We start from the raw sequence: 21371 nt of genomic DNA on the forward strand, positions 1-21371 counted from the left end.
ATGGATGCAATGTGAGAAAAATAGGATTTTCCAGCGGAATGATAGCGTTATGCGCACTGATCTTAGCTGCTTGCAGTTCGAACAATGGGGCAGCTCCATCCAACGCTTCTTCCGGCGGCGATCCGTCCAGCCAATCGTACAAGGTCGCTTATATTGCCCGGGCGCAATCCGATTCGTTCGCGGCGTGGCTGGCCAATGCCGTCGAGGAGGAGGCGGAGAAATACGAGGACATCAAGCTGGATGTCTTCGACGGCGAAGCGAATGACGAGAAGGAGAACTCATTAATTGAAAATGCAATTACCAACAAATACGATCTGGTGATCGTTCAGCCGAATAACGGTGAAGCCCAACGGCCATATGTCGAGAAGGTGGTGCAGGCAGGGATTTTTGCGATTACGACAAATGCCCGGATTTCGGATATCGAAGGGGCCTCCTCGGTCGATGCCCAGCCGTATGAGCAAGCGGGCGTTAACGCCCGCGCCGCCGTCGAACAGGTGCCGCAGAACGCCAAAGTGGTTGTTCTTCAAGGGCCGTCAGGCAATTTCCATGCCGATGAGCGGCGCAGAAGCTGGCAGGAAGAATTCTTTGATAAACGTCCCGATGTACAGATCGTCGGCGAGCAGATCGCGAACTGGAATAAGGACGAGGCGATGCGGTATATGGAGGACTGGGTACAGGCGAACGACAAGATCGACGCCGTCATCTCGATGAATGACAATATGGCCGCTGGAGCTGTTGAGGTTGTGAAGGACAATCCGAAATACAAGGATATGTTGGTCTACGGCGTGGACGGAACGGCTGAAGCGGTACTGTTAATTAAAGAGGGAAAAATGACTTCCACAACGCTGCAAAACGCATTCGAGCTTGCTGAGAAGCTGCTGGATACGAGTCATAAGCTGCTGACCGGCGAAGAGGAGCAGATTGATACGGACATCGGCAACCCGCTGATTACCAAGGAGAATGCCGACGAATACATCGAACTGCTGAAGAAGGCTGGCGCAATTCAATGATCGACCACCTATAACGAATGAGGAGGAGAAAAACCATGCTGAACAGAGTAGCCTACATGACGGGACTTCGAGATATGGAGCTGCGTACGGGAGAGATCCCTGTCCCGCAAGCCCACGAGGTGCTTGTTAAACTGGAGTATGTGGGGATCTGCGGCTCTGATGTCCATTATTACGAGAGCGGCCGGATCGGCAGCTTCGTGGTCGATGGGGATTTTATCTTGGGCCATGAATGTGCGGGGACGATTACGGAGGTTGGATCGGCGGTCAAGCATTTGAAGGCTGGCGACCGGGTTGCCCTGGAGCCGGGTCTCACCTGCGGACAATGCGAGTTCTGCAAGTCCGGCCGCTACAACCTGTGTCCGGACGTGCGCTTCCTGGCCACCCCTCCGATTCACGGCTGCCTGACTGACTATATCGCCTATCCGGCTGATATGGCCTTCAAGCTCCCGGACCGGGTCAGCACACGCGAAGGGGCGCTGGTGGAACCGCTGGCCGTAGGACTGCATGCCGCCAGCCAAGGCCAGGTGAAGTTGGGCGACCGCGTTGTGATCTTGGGGGCCGGCGCCATCGGTCTGATGACGCTGCTGGCTTGCCATGCCTATGGAGCCTTGGAGACGATCGTCGTTGACGTGATCGAGAACCGCTTAGCGTTCGCTAAGAAGCTGGGAGCTACGCGAGTCATTCAAGCAAGACAGGAGGATGTCGCTGCCGTCGTAGCGGCATGCACGGATGGACAGGGCGTGGATGTTGTGATCGAAACGGCGGGGAGTGAGACGACGATCAAGCAGACGCCGTACCTCGTTAAGCGGGGAGGAACAATTGTACTCGTGGGATTCGCACCTAAGGATATCATCGAATATGATTTCATGCAGATCCTGATGAAGGAAGCCCGGGTGGAGTCAGTATTCCGTTACCGCAACTTGTTCCCCCCGGCCATTGGAGCGCTGGCGGACGGGCGGATCGATGTGAAGCCGATGATTACTCACGAATTTGCATTCGACGACAGCAAGCAGGCGTTTGATTTCGTCATACAGAACAAAAATGAAGTTGTGAAGGCATTGATCAAATTGTAGTTTGTCAATTGAGAAAAAAGCGAGCGTTTTCCTGGTTTTAGGGAAACGCTCGCCTTTTTTTCATTCAAGAAGGGGGCGATGAGCATCTCAAATCTCCTCGATGAATGTCTTAACCTGCTGCAGCGCAGCACCTACGGCAGTCGCTTCCAGTTTATATTTGCAGCATTGCAGATAGGTGCCATCCGGCTCGAACGTATTCTTGCGGGCAAGGAGCTCCTGAAGCTGGCCGAGGTGCTCGTCCATATAGGCCCCCACATAACCCCCAACAATAACGTTGCAGTCGTACAGCATTCGTAAATTATTGATCGTGATCACCAAATAAGAGAGATATTCCTCCCAAAGGGCTTGCTGCACCGGGGCGTTCTCCCTTAGCAAACGGAAAAACTCCGCCATGCTTCCATTCGTGCTGTCCGACAAAATCTTCGCGGAGCAATAGGCATCAACACAGCCGCGCTGTCCGCAGTAACAGGTTCGTCCGTTCGGTACGATCGTCATGTGCCCGAATTCGCTGCTTCGCTGATTTTGCCCGGCGTAGGTGCTCTGCCCGATAATGACGGAACCGCCGACACTGTTGTTCAGGGACAAATAGACAACGTCCTCAACGCCGTCCTCGTTCCAGAACTCGGCCATCCCTGCGGCATTGGCGTCGTTAATCAACACGCAGGGATAGGGAATGAACTCTTCAAAGCTGCGGACGCCGCCTCCTCGAAAGTCGATCACGGAGGCATATTGAACCGTCTGATTGCCGTGAGATAAAATAGCCGGTAACGCAATGCCGACGCCAAGCAGCTTCTCCCGGTCGGCCCCGGATTCGTCCAGGAATCGCTCCACATGCTGACCGATTCCCTCGAAATAGGCCCGCTGATTCACAAACGGATACGTATGCCGTACGTGGTGGATGACGTTGCCGCCTAGATCAATTAAGACGATGCTGATGTGATTTCGTGTAACATCAAGTCCCAGCGCATATTTGGCCAGGGGGTTATAGGAGATCGCTTTAGCTTTGCGGCCGCCCGTCGATTCGAAGAGCCCGGTCTCGATCACGAGGTCCCGCTCCTGGAGTTCCTTCAGGTTCTGCGTTACGGTTGGCAACGAGAGTTGTAAAGTATGGGCGATTTCCTGGATGGATATCGGATCATGCCGGTATAAGAACTGGTAAATGACTTTGCGATTGATTTTCTTGACCTCAATGCTGTTAGCGCGAGGAGTTTTCATAGCGAACAGACTCACCAACTTTAATAAATATCTTTTATTAATTACTTTATATTATACGGAACCAATTCATCTTGCAAACTAAGAAAGTCATAGGCATAACAAAACAACCAGCCCCTGCAGTGAAGGGCTGGTTGTTTGAGGTGCGGTTTACCGATGGGGCAGTGCATATACCCGAATCTCGATAACCTCGGCATAGCGCGACCCGTTCGTTTCCTCGACGATAAGCCGGATGGCGTTGGTCGGGACGGCGGTTTCAAGTTGGTGCACCCGCTTCCGCCGGCGATTTCCGGTTTCCGCAGCGAGGGGAATCCAGTTCCCGGCGGGATCCCGGGCCTCGAGCCGGTAGGTTTTGACCAGCTCAGGGAGGATCTCGAATGGCGTACGGTGGTGGTGCAGGTTGATCAGGTCCTCATTGACATCATCGTTGAAGATCAAATGGACCTCGCGGACAACGTGCTCGCACTCCCATGAGAGTTCAACCCAAGGCTGAGTATCCTGCGTCATCGGCTCCGACAGCCAGAGATGCGGCCCGCCGTAAGGGCGCTTGTAGCCGTCCAGCATATGCTCGGGGCGATAGGCGTCCGTGGCGAAGTCCGCTCGGAAGCAGAACGTTTTGCGTACCAGGCGCTTCATGCTCCATTCCACAACCGGCTGGGTATCGTCATGATCTTCGAGATCCTTCGAGACGCTGGTCGCCGCGCCCCGCTCAAAGGCAAGCAGCCCGGTCTGCGGCGTATGCGACAAGTAGAGCCGGACCGAGGGGTTGCTGCGGATGAGGATGAACGCATTCTGCGGCTCCTCCGGCGTCCAGTCCAGCCGAACGGGCACCCACTGTCCGTCTCCTTTGGTTACGGCGGCGGTCGTTTGGTATTTGAGTGCGGCGGGCACGTAGTTTTCCGGCCGCCCGGTGCTCCACACCTCGACTGTAAGCTCCGTGTCCTGCACCGCGTCCAGCCGCCATTCGATCGTGCCGGTGAGGCCGGGATCCGCCGGAAGCAGCAGGGCGACATCGCGTTCCAGTGGATACGCCTCGTCGGCCGATTCCGCCGCCAGCCGGGACAGGAAGGAGGAAGCGCTGAGCTTCGCGCTCCGGGCCAAGTCCGCGGCGTCTTCGTTGGCGACGCCCAGCACGGAGGCGTCCTGCCGCAGCAGCGTTTGCCGCAGCAGCGGGGTGTGCCGGCGCGACAGCTCCCGCGGCGTGACGCCCAGCTTCGCGCAGAGCGCTGCGGCGGTTCCGGCGGCCTCGCCGATGGTGGCGCAGGTCGCCATGACCCGCGTCGTGCCAAACGCGACGTGCGTCGCGCTGATGTTGCGGCCCGCGAACAGCAGGTTGGTCACGTTCGCGGAGTAGAGCGAGCGGAACGGGATATGGTAGTTCCCGTCCGCGTGCAGATGCTTCGAGCCGCTTTCCTCGGCGTACATCCCTTGCGGCGGATGCAGGTCGATCGACCAGCCGCCGAAGGCGACCCGATCCTCGAACGGCTCCTGCGCCAGAATGTCGTTCTGGGTCAGCGTGTAGTCGCCGAGGAAGCGGCGGTATTCCCGCTTGCCGGGGATCGAGCCGACCCATTCCAAGGTCATGTTGTCGGCATCGAATTGTCCGGAATTTTTGATGTAATCCCAAATGCCGTAGATGACGGCCGACAGCTCGTCGCGGATGCGCTCGTTGTCGTGCACGGTATCCAGCTCGCCGCCCCATTCGATCCACCAGTAATGGCAGCCCGAGTCGCCGCTGCGGATCACGCGGTTCAGCGGGATCGGGGTCTGCGTAATATCCTTGGCGAAGGACGGCGGGACGAATTTCACCGGGTGCCCGGCATCCTTCGTGTAGAACAGCAGCGTGCTGCCGAGCGTGATGTCGTCGGCGACCTCGGGCGCCCAGGCTTCGCCGAATTCGTGCCGGGCCTCCCGGCCCAGCCGGTATTTGGCGCCAGCCAGGAACCCGACCAGTCCGTCCCCGGTGCAGTCGAGGAAGATCGGGCTCTCGAAGCGGATACGCCGCTCCGAGCCCATCATCCAGCCGGTGACGGACCGGATCTGCCGTGCCTCCTCCGCGCCGTCCGCCTCGACTTCGTGCACGTCGGTGTTCAGGTATAACGAGAGGTGCGGCTCAGCCAGCACCGTCTCCAGCACGACCATATCCCAGAGATAGGGATTGCCGTCGGGATTGCGGTACTGGTTCTCCACGAACATTTCGCCCATGATCCCGGTCTCGCGGGCGTACCGGTTTGTGCCGTGCGCGGTCGCTCCGCAGACCCAGACGCGCACCTCGCTGCTGGAATTGCCGCCGAGTACCGGGCGGTTCTGCACGAGCGCGACCTTGCGCCCGAGCCGGGCCGCCGCCACGGCGGCGCAAACGCCGGCGAGGCCTCCGCCGACGACCGTAATATCGCTGCATACCGTTTCGTTTCTCATTGGTTTGTGAACCCCTTTCGATTGACTGAATTAGTTGAACGTGCTGCCAAAAAGTGATTGGTCGAGCCATAAATGCGCATATCCAGATGTGTGAATGGCGAGCCATAACTGAGATCTGCAAATGCGAGAAATATATGCTAAAAACCGCATACATTTCATCACCTCGGGTGACTTTGGCGGAATAGATATGAAATTTCATATATAATTAGCCCGCAGGAAGGCGGAAGCTGAGATTGTATATGAAAAATCGAATATAATTCGCCTTTTTGGTTGCTGACGCCGAAATGTGTTCGAAAAATCGAATACAATCGGACGTTTGCAGCGACTTCGGCGGAATAAATATGAAATTTCATATATAATTAGCCCGCAGGAAGGCGGAAGCTGAGATTGTATATGAAAAATCGAATATAATTCGCCTTTTTGGTTGCTGACGCCGAAATGTGTTCGAAAAACCGAGTATATTTGGGCGCTTTACTCCCGGCGCGCGTTCTTGTGCAGCACGATGGCAAGTAACTATAGACGCATGACGGTAACTAAGGAGCTTGGCAAGTAATTTTGACGCTTGACGGTAACTAAGGAGCTTGGCAAGTAATTTTGACGCATGACGGTAACTAAGGAGCTTGGCAAGTAATTTTGACGCTTGACGGTAACTAAGGGGCTTGGCAAGTAACTTTGAACGCTTGGCAGTAACTAAGGGAGCCTGGCAAGTAACTTTAGACACATGATGGCAACTATGGCGCTTGATAAGTAACTTTCAACGCTTGTCATGTAACTATAGGTATTTTTATAGAGAACTAGTACATTTGTGACAACACTTAAGCCCGTAGAATCGCCAAAATGCTGCGCTCAATGCAACATGATCAGCTCGCCCCACCGCCAGCCGCCAGCCGCGGACCTAAGCGAAAGAAATGTTGTAGAGTCCACAACATATCCGGTTACTGGCGGCAGGCTAACTGCCGCACGGCCTTACCCCTTCACCGCCGAACTCGACACCCCCTGGATGATGTATTTCTGGCCGATCAGGAAGACGAGGATCATCGGAATAATGCCCGCGGTGGCCGCCGCCATCATGCCGTTGTAATCGACGGTGTTCTCCAGGATGAAATTTTGCAGGCCAAGCGGGACGGTGAACAGATCCTGGTCGATCAGGAACACCAGCGCGTTCTCGTAATCGTTCCAATGCCAGGAGAAGTCGATGATCGCCAGCGTAGCGAGCGCCGGCTTGGCCAGCGGCAGGATCAGCCGGAAGAAGATGCGGAAATGCCCGGCGCCGTCGATGAAGGCGGCTTCGGAGATTTCCTGCGGCACGGTGAGGAAGAACTGCCGCATCATGAACACCCCGAAGATCGTAAACATCCCGGGCAGAATCAGCGCCCAATGGGTGTTGTAAATCCCCGCCCAGTCGAACATGATGAACTTCGGCACGAACAGCACCTGCGGCGGAACCATCATCATCGACAGGTATACCAGGAACATCGCGTTCCGCCCCTTGAACTCGATCCGCGAGAATCCGTAAGCGGCCAGCGAAGACAACAACACGGCGCCGGTGACGCTGATCAGCGATATTTTCAGAGAGTTTAAGTAGTAGTGGGTGAAGCTGTTCTTCCCGGTCCACACCTTGATATGGTGCTCCCAGTTGAAGTCGGCGGGAATCCACTTGATCGGAAATTCGAATACCTCCGCCGGCGTTTTGAACGAGGTGCTGATCATCCATAGGAACGGAACGACCATAAGTATCCCGAACAAGAGCATGACGCACGTGGTGACGATTTTAGTGACGGAAGTCGATGGCATGCTTTTTCCTCCTTAAATAATGCGAGTGATCTGGGGCCGGAGATTCCTTATCAAAACAAAATAGCGGAAGTTGATGGCCTTATTTTTTGTATTTGTGCCTGGATCTCCCGAATAGCGGAACTTTATGGCCTTATCTGCCACAAAACGGTGCGAAATACAGCTAACTCCCGCCCATTCGGGAAAATAGCGCCATAAATGTCCTCTATATTGCTGAAAGTGAGGGGGTTCGCCGAAATAGCGCCATTTTATTCCCCTATCTATTGGGTTCGTCCGGAATCAACCATTCGTATTAATAATGCACCCAGCGTTTTTGGCCGACCCATTGGATGACGGTGAAAATCAGGATGATCAGGAACAGCGCCCAGGAAATCGCCGAGGCGTAGCCCATCTCGTAATAGCGGAAGGCGTTCTGGTAGATGAACAGCGACAGTACGGTCGTGCTGTTCCCGGGGCCGCCCTGCGTGATCGCCTGGATGATCCCGAACTGCTTGATCGACATGATCAAGCCGGTTACGAGCAGCAGGAAGGTGGTCGGGCTGACGAGCGGCCAGACGACGCTGCGGATCGTTTGCCAGGTGCGGGCACCGTCAATTTTGGCGGCTTCCAGCAGTTCGCCGGAAATTTCCTGCAGGGCGGCCAGGTAGATGATCATGTTGTAGCCGAGCATGAACCAGACCCAAATGATGTCGATGGCGTACATCGAGGTCTCCGTAGTCGAGAGCCACCCCGGCGGGTGGGCGATGCCGATCGCCCGCAGCAGGCCGTTGATCGGCCCGTTCGTCGGCTGGAACAGCAGCATCCACACGAATGCGACGGCGACGCCGCTGGTGATATAAGGCATGAAGTATAAGGCGCGCAGCAGCTTCTTCATATGCACGGAACGGTTCAGGACCACCGCCACGACAAAAGCCAACCCGATCGACACCGGCACCGAGAGCAGGAAGATCAGGGTATTTTTCAGCGCGATATAGAAGACTTCATCCCCGAGCATTCGTTGGATATTGGCGAGTCCGATGAACCGGGTGTCCGGCTTCATGAACTTGTAATCCGTGAACATCAAGTAAAACGAATACAGGGCCGGTAAAATAAAAAACAGCAGCACGCCGATCATGTTCGGCCCGATAAACACGTATCCCAGCAGTTGCTGCCTTTTCATCCACGATGTTCTCACATGGTTCCACTCCTCTTGGGCTTGAAAGTTCGGTTACGTCCTCAGCATAGCAGGAGCGGGCGGGCCGTTATAAGGAACAAAACCACCGACCTCATGCTACAGAAATACGCATTTCTCAGGCAGCCCGCAGGGCGGCGCAGGGGAGCTGTAGATTTGTTCTATTTGGTGAAAAAAGAGATAAGCCCGGCTGCACCCAGCCGGACCTGTCTCATGCCGTTATTTGTTTTGCTGCAGGTACTCATTATGACGTTTCACCATCGCTTGCACGGTTTGCTCGGCGTTCTGATTGCCCAGGAAGAACTTCTCGTATTCCTGCGAGCGCATATCTACCATTTCTTGCGGGAGCTTGCGGACGAAGGTCGGCGTCTCGTTCCCGTACAGGACGAATTCCAGCGATTCCTGGTCGTAGGTGTCCGCGTGTTCGCCAAGCAAGCTCTGGATCGCGGCGTCCTGGTCAACCGCATTCGATGCGGGCAGCCGTCCTCCGGCCGCCATCGGCATCATGCCTTCGTCGGCATACCATTTGAGGAACTCCCAGGCGGCTTCCGTGTTCTTCGAGTTGGCATTAATCGAGATAAAATCGCCCACGCCGCCGCTGGTGATGAAGTCGGCTTCGTTCTCCGCCAGTCTCGGCACGGGGGCAAACGCGATTTTAAAGTCGCGAGGGAAGTCCTTCATATTATTGGAGCTGCGCAGCAGCCATTCCCCGATGTTGATCATTGCGGCTTCGCCGCCGAGGAACATGTTCTCCACCGGCATTTTGGACGTCAGTTGCTCGCCGAGCGGCGGTGTAGTCTGGTCGTCCTTCATCATCGTATTCATCGACTCCAGCCATTTCAGCACAAGCGGATGGTCCATGTTGGAGCTGCCGTCCTCCTTGACGTAGCCGTACTTCTCCAGGACCGAATCCATCGGATCGGCGAACGGTTCCATGTGCTGTACCAGCCCGTATTTGAAGCCGGCGGCTTTCAGCGTCTTGGCATATTCCCGGGCTTCGTCCCAGGTCCAAGCCTTCGGCACCTCGAGCCCGGCGGCGTCCAATGCATCCTTGTTTAGGGCGAAGAACTGGACGTTCTTCTTGGTGGGGATCCCGTAATACTTGCCGTCGATTTGCCAGGTGGCTGCGTTGGACCCGATTTTCTCATCGATATTGTAGTCCGAAAAAACACTCAAATCGAGCACTGTGCCGGACTCGACCCGTTTGGCCGCCTGCGTCACCGAGTAGTTCGCGAAGAGATCCACCGCTTGCCCTGTGGCGAGCGCGGTGTCGAGCTTCAGGTTCCCATCGTCGTCATTTACGAACCGAACATATTCGACCTGGACGTCGGGATGCGCGGCATTCCAAGCGTCCACGACGGCTTGCGGACCGGCTTCCGGCGGAACTCCGCCCCACATCGTCAGCTTGATCGTCTCGCCCGATGAAGGCGCTTTCGAATCTGGGGTTACCGCTCCCGAATTTCCTTTTGCCCCATTACTGTTATTCCCGCCGCAGCCGGCCAACAAGCCGATCAGCAGCGTGCAGAGCAGCAGTGCGGCCCATCCTTTTTTGTTTCTCACGGGTAAAGACCTCCCTGTATCGTTGATGGTTGAATCCCCCTCATCGTAGCAGGGGACGGGAGCGGAATTGAACCTACATATCCCTTCAGATCACGGAACAAAATGATGCAATTGCACGCCCGAAAACGAGGATTAGGCCCATGGATTTCTTCTATCGGGCGGTTTTGTTCCATTGCCGGAATTTGCTGGGCGTCTGCTGGGTGAGGCGTTTGAAGATCTTGATGAAGTAGTTGTCGTTGATGAAGCCTACCCGCTGACCGATTTCATGCACGGGCAGATCGGTATGCAGCAGATATTCCCGCGCTTTCTCCACCCGCACCCGGTGCAGGTAGTGAATCAGCGTTTGCCCGGTTTTCTTCTTGAACAAGGCGCTGACGTAGTTCTCGCCCATCATGACGTATTGAGCCATCGACTTGACCGTGATGTCCTGCGCATAATTCTCGGCGATGTAGTCGAGGATCTTGCACACCTCGGGATGGGAAATACCTGCTGCGGTTCCGGTTGGACTGAGGTTTGGAGCGGCAGACGTTGGCGCGGACAACGTTCTTGGCGGTGGCGAGGCTGTTGCCGCCACCGCTGTCGCTGCAGCCACTGCTGTCGCCGCTGTCGTTGCCGCTGCCGTCACCGGTGCTGCTGCCTCATCCGTCACCGCCGTCACCGCTGCCGCTGATGGCGATGCCATCGCTGCCGCCACCGCAGACACTGCCCCAGCCGCCATCGCTGCCTCGGGCACCTCCGTTGCCTTCGCCGCCTGCGCCCCCAAACCTCCCGCTTGCGGCTTCGCTTCGCCGGTCTCCTGTGTCGCCGGCCCCGCGCCGCCGTCCCTGGCGAGCTCCGCGCTCACTTTGCGCAGCGTGTCCCGCAGCGAATTCACGCTCATCGACAGCTTCAGAATATAATTGGATGCGCCGTATTCCATCGCTTGCCGTACATATTCGAATTCGCCGATGCAGGTCAACATGATGAAGCGGGAACGATAGCCCTCTTCCCGGGTGCGGCGGAGCAGTTCTACGCCGTCCATCTCCGGCATCACGATGTCCGCGAGCACCAGATCGGGCGCATCGCGCCGAATCATCTCGAGCGCCTCGTTGCCGTTGCCGGCTTCGCCCGCCACCGTAAACCCAAGCTCTTCCCATGCGATGATCTCTCGCACCGATTCGCGAACGAACACTTCGTCTTCGACCAGCAGCACTTTCCACATGTTATCGTCCTCCTTTCGAATCGTTCGCCGCAGCATCACCGGCCGGTAGCGTCAAAGGGGGTGGAGTCCCCGCAAGCTCTGCCTCCTTATAAGGGGCTGACAGCAATAAAGGAATCGTAAACCGAACCCGCGTTCCTTGATCCGAGGAGACCACATCCATGCGGCCATCCTCCTTAAAAAGCAGGCGCAGCCGCTCCCGAACATTGTCCAGGCCGATGCCCGGCCGTTTCCGCGTCCGCTTCATTTGAGCCGAGCGCTCCATGCCGACGCCGTTATCCTCGATCTCCACGGTCAGTTGAGCCGGCCCCTCGCGCCGGACGCGAATCTCGATCCGCCCTGGGCCGGTGAGATGACTGACCCCGTGCAAGATGGCGTTCTCGACGAGCGGCTGCAGGCTCAGCTTCGGCACCAACGCAAAGACGACATCGTCGTCGAAGGCATAAGCGACCTCAAACCGGTGATTGTACCGGACTTGCTGAATATGCACATAGGCCTGCACCAGCTCGATTTCGTCCTGGAGGTGCACCAGATCCTTTTCCGAATTCAGACTGGCTTCCAGCAGTTTGCCTAAAGACAAGGTGATCTCGGTGATGTCTTCGTTGCCCTGGCGAATCGCGCTCCACTTGATCGTGTTTAACGTATTCAGCAGAAAATGCGGGTTCATCTGCGCCAGCAGCATATGAAAATGAACGGCCTCCTTCTGTCGTTCCTCTGCCTTCAGGCGTTGGATCAACGCGTCCATGTCGTCGAGCATCGTGTTGAAAGTCCGGGTCAAGTCCAGAATCTCCCCGCGGAATTTCTGCTCCGGCAGGCGGATTTTCAAATTTTTGCGAACGACGGCCATCATTTTATTCTGCAAATGGGACAACGGACGGGTGATGGTTGCGGCGATCGCGAAGGTCATGACCAGAAAAGCCCCCATGAGAATGAAAAACGTCGTAAAATACTGCCGTTTCAATGCGTCAATCTCATTAAACAAGATCGGCAGCGGGATTCGGTTCACGATGTACCAGTCCAGCGATTCCACATAAATGTAGTTGACCAGGGAATTAGAGTCCTTGTCGATGAAATACTGACGGTCGGGTTGCTTGGCGATTTCCGCCATCACCTTCTCGGGCAGCACCGCTTCCGGCACCGATTTGGAGATCTCCTCTCCCGCGCGCGTAATCAGGAAATACTGCTGCTGCAAATCCGATTGATTATGAATGGAGCGCAGCCAGGAGGAATAGTCGATGCTGATGCGCGCCATGCCGTAGGGCTGGTTCGGGTTATCGCCCAAATAGGCATACAAGGACAACAAGTAGGTGCTGGTCGAGACATCCCGCAACACATAGTTCGGGTCGTTCGGGACCCAATGGTACCGGTTGGCGTTCATCGCTTGCGGGCTAAATCCCGGGTGATTTCTAAGCTTGTCGTAGACCAGGGCATCCCGGGGCGGATAAGAGGTGTATACGCTTTCATTCATGTCCAGAATCATAAAGTAAACGGACGGGTTGTACAGGAAGAAGCTGTTGTTCAGGTTCATGAAAATATTCTCCATGATCCGCTTATTCTCCAGACCGTCGTGTTGCTCCGGGTGGCGAAGCACGGATTTCACGGAGTCGTCCTGCTTCAGGAAGATCAGCGTCTTGAAGGCGATGCCCATCTGATCCTCCAGGGTCCGGTACATCTGCTCCAGCTGGGAGTGGCTTTGCTGGCTGATCTTTTGCTGAACCAGGGTTTCGATCCGCTGGTAGTTGTACAAATTCAAGGCACAGAAGGGCAGGAGAATCAAGCAGACGAACGCCATGAATAGGCGGTATTTCAATTTCTGCGGAATCAGGTAACGCGTGAATCCAGCCATGCGGGCTTGCCCCCTCCAGTACTGCGGCAGGTGTCTTTTTCTCAAATTATAGCATAGGGAAAAAGTCCGCAAAGGCGTTGCCGGAATTTGCATGGATTTGTTGCAAAACGGCGGCGGTGCTTGGGATGGGATGTGTAGATTTGTTCTATTGGGGGGAGCTCACTAAACCGAAATATTTTAATGTTTTTATAGATATGTGATTATCCAAGTACCGGACACCCCCTGCAATTGTTGAAACTGTGATTGACTCGGTTCATAATTATTCATCACTCTCCGAGAAGATTGGACTATTTCGCAGTTGATTTAAAGGGGGGGAAGATCGGGGGATTCACCCGCATGCGGGTATGAGTGGACAGTGGTTTGCAGGAAGCCGCAGGTGAAGTGCTCGGAATGTCAGCATCACTATACTTCGGCGAATTGTGGACTTAAGAGTTTAAATGTTATACTGAAGCAGACAGGTATCTTGGGTAGGAAAGGTGGACAAACTTAATGCATATTAATGCAGTAAGAAAGAGCAGAAAAGGGATGAGTGTGATGAGAAGATATTCCCGTACTCAAAGTAAAATTGCTCTAATGAATGCCAAGGCGTCCTTAAAAATTGAAGGAATCCGTTTCACTACGCAAGAAGATCTCTTGCTATTAGAAAGGGCAAATGGGCGGCTTAATAATTCTGAGTTTTTGGCCCGTGCCCTAGAAATCGCCAAGAATGTATGAGCCAGGGAAATCAAAGTATTGTTACCCTGGTAGTGATGTATTAATTAACATTCCTGGATTGAAAGAGCAAAAACAGCTTGATGCATTTGAGCGGTTAGTGACAGCAGACCGCTTGAGAATTCTAGGCTTGAGGCCATTAAAAGGAAACTATGATTAAAGCATTTGTGTGATATTCATAGGTTTATTTTTAAAGATATATATCCTTTTGCAGGCGAGTTACGTGAGGAAGATATTGCAAAGGGTAATTTTCGTTTTGCTTCAGTTGAATTTTTGGTTAATCAAACCAATCAACTGCTTAATGAACTCAAACAAGATAATTATTTAAAAAATATGCCCGTTAGTGAATTTATCAATAAATTAACATATTATCTCACGGAATTAAATGTACTCCACCCTTTTAGAGAAGGCAACGGTAGAGCTCAACGCGAGTTTATTCGTTGTCTGGGGCTCGAATCCGGATATTTAATAGATTGGACCGCTGTAGATCCTAAAACGATATTGTCCGCGATGATTCTATCTCCTATTAATAATACTGAATTAAGAAATGTTTTTAATGTATTGTTGAAGAATAGATCCGATTAGCTGAGACTGTTCTTAAAGAAGAATGGATATCTGAGGTTAATCGCATAGTGAATAAGGCAACGAACTAATGTGTTAAAGTCATCTTGACTTTCCAAATCCGAATCGCTACGATGTTCTGGTTGTTAAGAAAGAAAAGAGTTGTAGTGGAGAGAGGATTAGAGTTGGGATGAAGAAGAGAATCGCGGATATCGCTATTATCATTGTGGGGGCCTTTTTATTTGCGTTGGCCGTCAATTTGTTTATTATTCCGAACGACTTCGGCGAAGGGGGCGTTACGGGGGTCACGATCATTTTGTACTACCTGTTTCAGTGGTCGCCGTCGCTGGTCAATATTGGGATCAACGGGTTGCTGCTGATCGTCGGGTACAAATTTCTGGATCGGCAAACGACGATCTATACGGTGATTGCGGTGGCCTTTAACTCGTTGTTCCTGCATTTGACCGAGAACTGGCGGATCGATTCGCACGAGCCGACCATCAATGCGGTGTTCGCCGGGGTGATCGTGGGGGTTGGCATCGGCCTGATCGTTCGGGTCGGCGGAACGACGGCGGGAACGGTCATCCTGGCCCGGATCGCCAATAAATATCTCGATTGGAATATCAGCTATGCGCTGTTGTTCTTCGACCTGATCGTGGCGTTCTCCTCTTATTTCATCATTGGCGCGGAGAAGCTGATGCTGACGATCGTTATCCTGTATGTGGGCACGAAAGTGATGGACTTTATGATCGAGGGGCTGAATCCCAAGAAAGCCGTCACGATCATCTCCGAGAAGCAAAACGACATCGCCGAGAGGGTCATCACCCAGATGGACCGCGGCGTAACCGTCCTGTCGGGCCATGGCTATTATACGAAGAACCCGAAGGAGGTTCTCTATATCGTTATCAGCAAGCAAGAGGTATCCACCTTGAAAAGAATCGTCCGTTCCATCGACCAAGCCGCGTTCCTGACGATCCACGATGTGCGGGATGTGTTTGGGGAGGGATTTTTGGACATATCGAAGTGAGCTTCTTCCCCCTTATAGAAAAGCCTCGCCCGGATTAGAGGAAGATCAGATCGTCCGGAGCGGGGCTTTTGAATTTAAGCGCAAAGACTTGTTGCACAAAACATCAAAAGAATGGCTATGGTCTATAAAAATACAAATCCGGTCATTTAACGCGGTCTGTAGCAAATCATTCATCAGTCTTTTCGTTTCATCGTCGAGATGAGCGGCGATTTCATCGAACAGAATTACGCTGGAGTCGCGGAGCAGCGCTCTAGCAATGGCGATTAACTGGATTTCCCCGCCGGACAGCCGGCTCCCGTTTTCCCCGATAGGTTTTGGCCATACCAGATTTAAATTCTTCCACATAAGCTTTCTCCTGACTCTCTTTGCTTTCACTGCATAAAGAATGGAAACTATCCCCTTAATGACTTAACCGTGTCGCGCAAGACCAGGCTGGTGGGCAACATGACCTTCTTGTTCCCATAGGAGGAGCCTTCGGTCATTTCGAACAACAATTTCGCACTCTCATAACCGATAATGTCAAAATATTGCTTCACGGTGCTCAAGGCAACCTTGGCGAACTTGGAGCTTTCGAAATCGTCAAATCCCATAAGGGATACCTGTTCTGGGATGCGAATGCCAAGCACGGTAAGCTGCTCAAGGACTTCAAGCGCCCGCTTGTCGTTCGCGCAGAACAGCGCAGTGATTTCCCCGTTTCGGATGAGACTTGCGAGCTGGTCATAGTCGATTTCTTTATTCAGGAATAAGAGGGACTCAGGAATCGGAATGGACGCATTTGACAAGGCATTGCGATAACCGTTATAGCGGTCTACCTCGGGGCTAAGATGATAGTCGTAAGCTGCGAATCCAATCCGTCGATGCCCCTGTTTGATCAAGTATTCCACAGCTTCATAGGCGCCGTCGTGGTTGTTGCAGGCGACGACATTCACCGGATAGCCGGAAGGGGAGCGGTCCAGCATGACGAAAGGAATCCCCTTTTTCCGAATTTCCCCAAGATAGCTCTTCGCAGCTTCCGGATCGGAGGAATAGATCAGTATTCCTCTTAACTCGGTCTGAATTAACCCCAGAACCAGCTCCCGTTCCTGTTCGAAATCATTCTCCACAAATTCGATGATCAGCTTGCAGCCTTGTTTGCCTAGAAAGGACTGGATTCCTCTCATGATCTGCAAATACGAACTATCGTACAGCTCAATGCCGGAAATCACGAAGGCAACCAGATTGGAGTTCTTGTCCGGAACGGCTGCGGTTTGGCTGGCGACAAAACTTCCCTTCCCCCGGATCCGGTAGATGACCCCCTCGTTCACCAACTCCGACAGGGCCTTGCGGACCGTAATCGAGCTGACATCCAGCAGCTTGGAAAATTCGGACTCGCTGGGGATCCGTTCATCTTCGGTAAATTCCTGATTTTTGATCTGGGATAAGACATAGTTTTTCACCATTTGGTACTTTGGCGGGGCCAGGTCCTTCTTGCTCAATTCGGTTCACCTCATATCAGCATTTCTTTCATTATAACTCTTCGAAAAGATTTGAATTTACGGAAGGTTTATATTACGATGTGTTCGTATAAGAAAGTATGTGTTTTCATTTACTTATTATAATAACTTTTGAGGAGGACGATTGGCAATAGGAGAGGGGGTTGTCTTTATCCTGATATTAAAAAGAGCCGCTGGGATTGCCAGCAGCTCAAAGATTAGCCCCTTCATTTAGAAGGTTACGATACCCCCTTCTTCCTCGAAGGGATCGTCGATCACGATGCGGGCGGCTTCGGTGTCGCCGATGCCGCTGTACAGATTGACCTTGCCGTCCGGGCGCCTTTCGATCCCTGCGGTAAATGCACAGTCGGTGAGATGCGGCTGCTTGGCAGGGCCTTCGGGATAACATGGACGGGTGCCGATGATCTTCAGGTCCGAGAATAGATGCGTCTGCGGATCCAGAACGAACGCCATGTTCATATAGGTGGAGCGGTCCTCCTGAGCATAGCAGATATGACCGATCACCCCGATCTTTCCGCTTTCGAGCAAGTACGCCTGGTTGCAGCCGCCCCACTCATCCTTTTGAAACAGCCCGCGGATATAAGGGGCGCTCTCGATGACTTCCGGTGACAGGGCGTCGAGGCTGTCGATGATGGTGAATCCTACCAGCGACTCGCTTCCGAATTCCTTGCGCACCTCCTCGCCGCGCGGTCGGGAGAAGACGCCGATCCTTCCGTCCTGAAGCTCCACCAGTCGAATATCCTTCATGTATTCAGGACCCGTCGTGAAGTAGAAGAGATCATGAAGGTCATAGCCCTTATAGAAATAACCGTAAAAGGTATCCAGACGTCCCTGTTTGTAGCGAACGTGCGTACCGCCTAATACAAGCTGTTTATGGATCACGCTGATATACGGATCTTCAAGTTGATAAATCATCGTATTCGGTACGACCGTCCACTCGTCCGGCCCGCTCTCTTCAAATAAGCGAACCCAGGACCTTGCCCACTCCTGGCGTTTCTCAACGCGTCCAAAAATATAACGGCGACCCTTCCACTCAAATGGAATGGAAGGGTTATAGACATCGTAGCCTTGAACGCCGTGGAAGATCAGTTTGGCGCTCTCATAGACGCGTTTGTCAGCTTCGAATTGCTGACGCAGCTCCAATAAACTCATCTGTGAAATTCTCCTTTCAGGGTTTCGATCACAACTTCATCCTAATCGAAAGTTTGGCCTTAAATCTTGCTCCATTTTGGATTGCTTTATGGTGTTTTGACCTCAGAGGGTTTTGTCATCAACCTTTACTGATAGATGAACAAGGAGGACTTCGATATGTTAAAGCTTCTTGCAGCGGATGGCATTGATGCTGAAATTCAGGCGCACTATCGGTTGATTACCTCGGTGAAAGAGACTATCGGGATGCATACTCATGATTTCTTTGAGTTGTTTCTGATCTTGAAAGGAAGAGTTATACACGTCATTAACGGCAACCGACAGCTGCTTCAGGAGAATACGCTGGTCTTTATACGTGATCGGGATGTTCATTCCTATGAGCAAACGGATAGCGATTGCCAGTTTATCAATTTGTCGTTTAACCGGGAGGTTCTGGACGACCTGATTGCTTTTTTGGGGGAAGGGTTCCCGAGCGACAGGCTGCTTGTGCCTGACATGCCGCCTGTGACCCTACTCTCCAAGACAGAGAAGGAATATGTGCGGTATCGTCTCGACCAGCTCCGTTTGATCCCGCAGGAGAAGAAGCTGGCCGTCAAAGCGGAAGTCCGGGCTATCTTGACCGACCTGTTCTCCCGGTACATCAAGGCCGAAGAGGATCCGGTTGATTTGACCGGGCAGCCGGAATGGTTCAGGACGCTATGCAAAGAAGCCAGAAAGAAAGAGCATTTTATACGGGGGACGGCTGCTCTTGTACAATTGTCCGGGAAATCACATGCCTACGTATGCAGAATGTTCAAACAGTATCTCGGCATGTCTCCGACCCGGTATATCAATGAATTAAGATTGTCCTACGCCGAGAACTTGCTTCTTAACACGGATCTGGACATCTTGGATATTTGCATGGAGATCGGGCTTGATAACGTCAGTTACTTCTATGACCTGTTTAAGAGAAAGCATGGGCTGACGCCCCATCGGTATCGTCAGTTTGGATTAGCGCAAAGATAACATACTAACTTTTTGCGAATGTATAATAATTACTTGTTATTGACGAGTTAAATAGTATGTGTTATTTTCTACTTAGCATAATAACTTGTGCACTTGAGGATAGTCATTGTTGTAGGGCGGAGGACGGTAAACCGGGCGTCCGGTCGCTCCGGGCTATCGCAGGGTTAAATCTGGGGGTGAAAATGTATGCGCTTACATTATGGGGGGTATAGGCGATTTGGTTCGGTATCTTGATGAGTTTCGCATATGCGCACGGCTCTGCCACAACATTTTAACAGTCAGGAGGTGTTCGTTGTGCAGACAACCCATAACAGGCTCATGACCAGGATCATCAAGCACAGGTATCTCTACCTTATGGTGCTTCCGGGCTTTCTGACACTGTTGATCTTTCACTATTTTCCGATGTACGGCATTTTAATCGCCTTCAAGGACTTCAGTGCTTCCAAAGGGATTTGGGGAAGCGAGTGGGTGGGGTTTAAATACTTCACCGCTTTTTTTAATGATCCCATGGCTTACCGGGTATTAAAGAATACCTTGCTTCTCGGTTTGTATACGTTATTCTGGTCATTTCCGGCACCGATTCTATTGGCTTTGCTGTTTAACGAACTGAAGAACAAGGGGTTTAAGAAATTTGTACAGACGGTATCCTATTTCCCTCACTTTATTTCCGTGGTCATTGTTGCGGGAATGTTAAAGGAATTTACGGCGAGGGATGGCTTGTTTAACCATATTGTGACCTTTTTTGGCGGAGATCCGGTGATGTTTCTACTTGAGCCGGCTTATTTTCGAACCATCTTCATCTCTTCCGGCATATGGCAAGGCGTAGGTTTTGGCACGATTATCTACCTTGCTGCATTAAGCGGCATCGATCCTACTCTCTATGACGTAGCCGAGGTTGACGGGGCTGGCCGATGGAAGAAGGTCGTGCATATCACTTGGCCGTCGCTGAAACCGACGACGATCATTTTATTGATTTTTGCCGTGGGCGGTATTCTCGGGAGTGACTTTCAGAAGATCATTCTGCTTTATTCGCCCGAGACGTACGGAGTCGCGGATGTGATAGGATCCTATGTTTATCGTCAAGGGATCTTGGGCGCTCAATATGAATACACGACGGCTATCGGGTTATTTATGTCGCTGATCTCGTTTATTATTCTTTACTTGACCAATTGGTTCAGCCGAAAGGTGTCGGAGACGAGTTTGTTCTAGGTGGTGGGGATTTGAAAAAGGCTAACATCGGTTCAAAAGCTTTCGATGTTCTCAATTTTGTGATCATGCTGTTCATTTTGATAGTCGTGTTGTACCCGATTTTACATATCATCGCAACCTCGCTAAGCAGCACGCGATATATCTCTTCCGGGAGCGTCACTATTTGGCCGAAGGGATTTAACCTGGAAGCTTACTCAACCGTCTTTCAAGATCCGTACATCTTTAAAGGATATTTGAATTCGATCCTTTACGCGGCGGGTTCTACGGGCATTATGCTGTTGTTCACGGCGCTGATGGCCTACCCTCTCACGATTCCCGGGTTTGCAGGCAAGAAGTTTCTTACGTTGTTCCTCATGGTCACGATGTTCTTCGGCGGCGGCTTGATCCCGACCTATCTGCTGATGCGGAGTCTGAATCTATTGGATACGATATGGGTTATGATTCTTCCGGGAGCGGTCAGCGCTTACAACGTGTTTCTATTCCGTACCTTCTTCTTGAATATCCCGTCTGAGTTGAAGGACTCTGCTTATATCGACGGGGCCAATGATTTGGTAGTCCTCTTCAGAATCATCCTGCCCTTGTCAAAGGCGCTGATCGCAACCTTTGCGCTGTTCGGCCTGGTGGGAAGCTGGAACAGCTGGTTCGAAGCCCTGATCTATCTGCGAGACCAAGATAAGTATCCTCTGCAGATGGTATTAAGAAACTATTTGTTTACTTTGGACACAACCGCGATTCAAGGACGGGTAGGGGGCGGCGCCGTCGCCATCAATGCCCCGGGGGAGGCGCTGGATCCGAAGGCGGTACGCATGAGCGTGATCATCATCACGATGTTTCCGATCATGTGCATTTACCCGATCTTCCAGAAGCATTTTACCAAAGGAATTTTTGTGGGCTCTATTAAAGGGTAAGCGGTTGAATTGTTAAATGAGGGGGAAAT

18 protein-coding genes are annotated in these 21371 nt (G+C 52.6%); 8 read left to right on the forward strand and 10 right to left on the reverse strand.

Annotated features, from left to right (window positions below; genetic code table 11):
- Positions 1-11 precede the first annotated feature (11 nt).
- Both BN3795_RS10125 and BN3795_RS10130 read left to right on the forward strand, forming a co-directional pair.
- On the forward strand, positions 12-1010 hold the full coding sequence (locus BN3795_RS10125) for a sugar ABC transporter substrate-binding protein (protein WP_198524687.1): 999 nt from the start codon (positions 12-14) through the stop codon (positions 1008-1010).
- A gap of 35 nt (positions 1011-1045) precedes the next feature.
- Positions 1046-2083 carry an NAD(P)-dependent alcohol dehydrogenase gene (locus BN3795_RS10130; protein WP_068784577.1) on the forward strand — a complete coding sequence of 346 codons (1038 nt, stop codon included), beginning with the start codon at positions 1046-1048 and terminating at the stop codon, positions 2081-2083.
- A gap of 87 nt (positions 2084-2170) precedes the next feature.
- Here the strand turns inward: BN3795_RS10130 and BN3795_RS10135 are convergent, their stop codons facing one another.
- From BN3795_RS10135 to BN3795_RS10165, 7 genes are all read right to left on the reverse strand, one after another.
- Complete coding sequence (locus BN3795_RS10135) at positions 2171-3298, reverse strand: ROK family transcriptional regulator (protein WP_068784578.1); 1128 nt, start codon at positions 3296-3298, stop codon at positions 2171-2173.
- Positions 3299-3445: 147 nt separating this feature from the next.
- Entirely contained in the window at positions 3446-5713 is a 2268-nt protein-coding gene (locus BN3795_RS10140; RefSeq protein WP_068784579.1) for an FAD-dependent oxidoreductase, read from the reverse strand.
- 966 nt (positions 5714-6679) lie between these two features.
- Complete coding sequence (locus BN3795_RS10145; RefSeq protein ID WP_068784580.1) at positions 6680-7507, reverse strand: carbohydrate ABC transporter permease; 828 nt, start codon at positions 7505-7507, stop codon at positions 6680-6682.
- A 289-nt stretch (positions 7508-7796) separates the two neighbouring features.
- Positions 7797-8678, reverse strand: coding sequence for a carbohydrate ABC transporter permease (locus BN3795_RS10150; protein WP_068784581.1), 882 nt, complete (start codon positions 8676-8678; stop codon positions 7797-7799).
- Positions 8679-8894: 216 nt separating this feature from the next.
- A complete protein-coding gene (locus BN3795_RS10155) occupies positions 8895-10235 on the reverse strand; it encodes an ABC transporter substrate-binding protein (RefSeq protein ID WP_068784582.1) in 1341 nt (446 codons plus the stop codon).
- Between the two features lie 151 nt (positions 10236-10386).
- Positions 10387-11436 carry a response regulator gene (locus BN3795_RS25850; RefSeq protein WP_068784583.1) on the reverse strand — a complete coding sequence of 350 codons (1050 nt, stop codon included), beginning with the start codon at positions 11434-11436 and terminating at the stop codon, positions 10387-10389.
- A gap of 1 nt (position 11437) precedes the next feature.
- Positions 11438-13279 (reverse strand): sensor histidine kinase, encoded by a 1842-nt coding sequence (locus tag BN3795_RS10165; RefSeq protein WP_110945120.1) that lies wholly within the window; start codon positions 13277-13279, stop codon positions 11438-11440.
- A gap of 489 nt (positions 13280-13768) precedes the next feature.
- On the opposite strand from BN3795_RS10165, the gene BN3795_RS10170 reads away from it, so the two are divergent.
- The 3 genes from BN3795_RS10170 to BN3795_RS10180 all read left to right on the forward strand — a co-directional run bounded on the left by BN3795_RS10170 (position 13769) and on the right by BN3795_RS10180 (position 15578).
- Positions 13769-13993 carry a hypothetical protein gene (locus BN3795_RS10170; protein WP_068784584.1) on the forward strand — a complete coding sequence of 75 codons (225 nt, stop codon included), beginning with the start codon at positions 13769-13771 and terminating at the stop codon, positions 13991-13993.
- 162 nt (positions 13994-14155) lie between these two features.
- On the forward strand, positions 14156-14575 hold the full coding sequence (locus BN3795_RS10175; RefSeq protein ID WP_068784585.1) for a Fic/DOC family protein: 420 nt from the start codon (positions 14156-14158) through the stop codon (positions 14573-14575).
- Positions 14576-14741: 166 nt separating this feature from the next.
- Positions 14742-15578, forward strand: a complete 837-nt coding sequence (locus BN3795_RS10180; RefSeq protein ID WP_068784586.1) for a YitT family protein — start codon at positions 14742-14744, stop codon at positions 15576-15578.
- A gap of 45 nt (positions 15579-15623) precedes the next feature.
- On the opposite strand, the gene BN3795_RS10185 is transcribed toward BN3795_RS10180, so the two are convergent.
- The 3 genes from BN3795_RS10185 to BN3795_RS10195 form a co-directional block, all read right to left on the reverse strand.
- Positions 15624-15953, reverse strand: coding sequence for an ATP-binding cassette domain-containing protein (locus BN3795_RS10185; protein ID WP_332835597.1), 330 nt, complete (start codon positions 15951-15953; stop codon positions 15624-15626).
- A gap of 17 nt (positions 15954-15970) precedes the next feature.
- On the reverse strand, positions 15971-17053 hold the full coding sequence (locus BN3795_RS10190) for a GntR family transcriptional regulator (RefSeq protein ID WP_068784588.1): 1083 nt from the start codon (positions 17051-17053) through the stop codon (positions 15971-15973).
- Between the two features lie 228 nt (positions 17054-17281).
- The gene (locus tag BN3795_RS10195) at positions 17282-18223 is read right to left on the reverse strand and encodes an MTP-1 family protein (protein ID WP_068784589.1); all 942 of its coding nucleotides are present in this window, start codon (positions 18221-18223) and stop codon (positions 17282-17284) included.
- 156 nt (positions 18224-18379) lie between these two features.
- Here BN3795_RS10195 and BN3795_RS10200 point away from each other — a divergent pair, with 156 nt between their 5' ends.
- The 3 genes from BN3795_RS10200 to BN3795_RS10210 all read left to right on the forward strand — a co-directional run bounded on the left by BN3795_RS10200 (position 18380) and on the right by BN3795_RS10210 (position 21342).
- Entirely contained in the window at positions 18380-19225 is an 846-nt protein-coding gene (locus BN3795_RS10200) for a helix-turn-helix transcriptional regulator (RefSeq protein ID WP_068784590.1), read from the forward strand.
- Positions 19226-19519: 294 nt separating this feature from the next.
- The gene (locus BN3795_RS10205; RefSeq protein ID WP_068784591.1) at positions 19520-20434 is read left to right on the forward strand and encodes an ABC transporter permease; all 915 of its coding nucleotides are present in this window, start codon (positions 19520-19522) and stop codon (positions 20432-20434) included.
- A gap of 11 nt (positions 20435-20445) precedes the next feature.
- Positions 20446-21342 (forward strand): carbohydrate ABC transporter permease, encoded by an 897-nt coding sequence (locus tag BN3795_RS10210; protein WP_068784592.1) that lies wholly within the window; start codon positions 20446-20448, stop codon positions 21340-21342.
- The last annotated feature ends 29 nt before the right edge of the window (positions 21343-21371 follow it).

It is taken from the genome of Paenibacillus phocaeensis (assembly GCF_900021165.1).
Taxonomy (GTDB): Bacteria; Bacillota; Bacilli; order Paenibacillales; family Paenibacillaceae; genus Fontibacillus; species Fontibacillus phocaensis.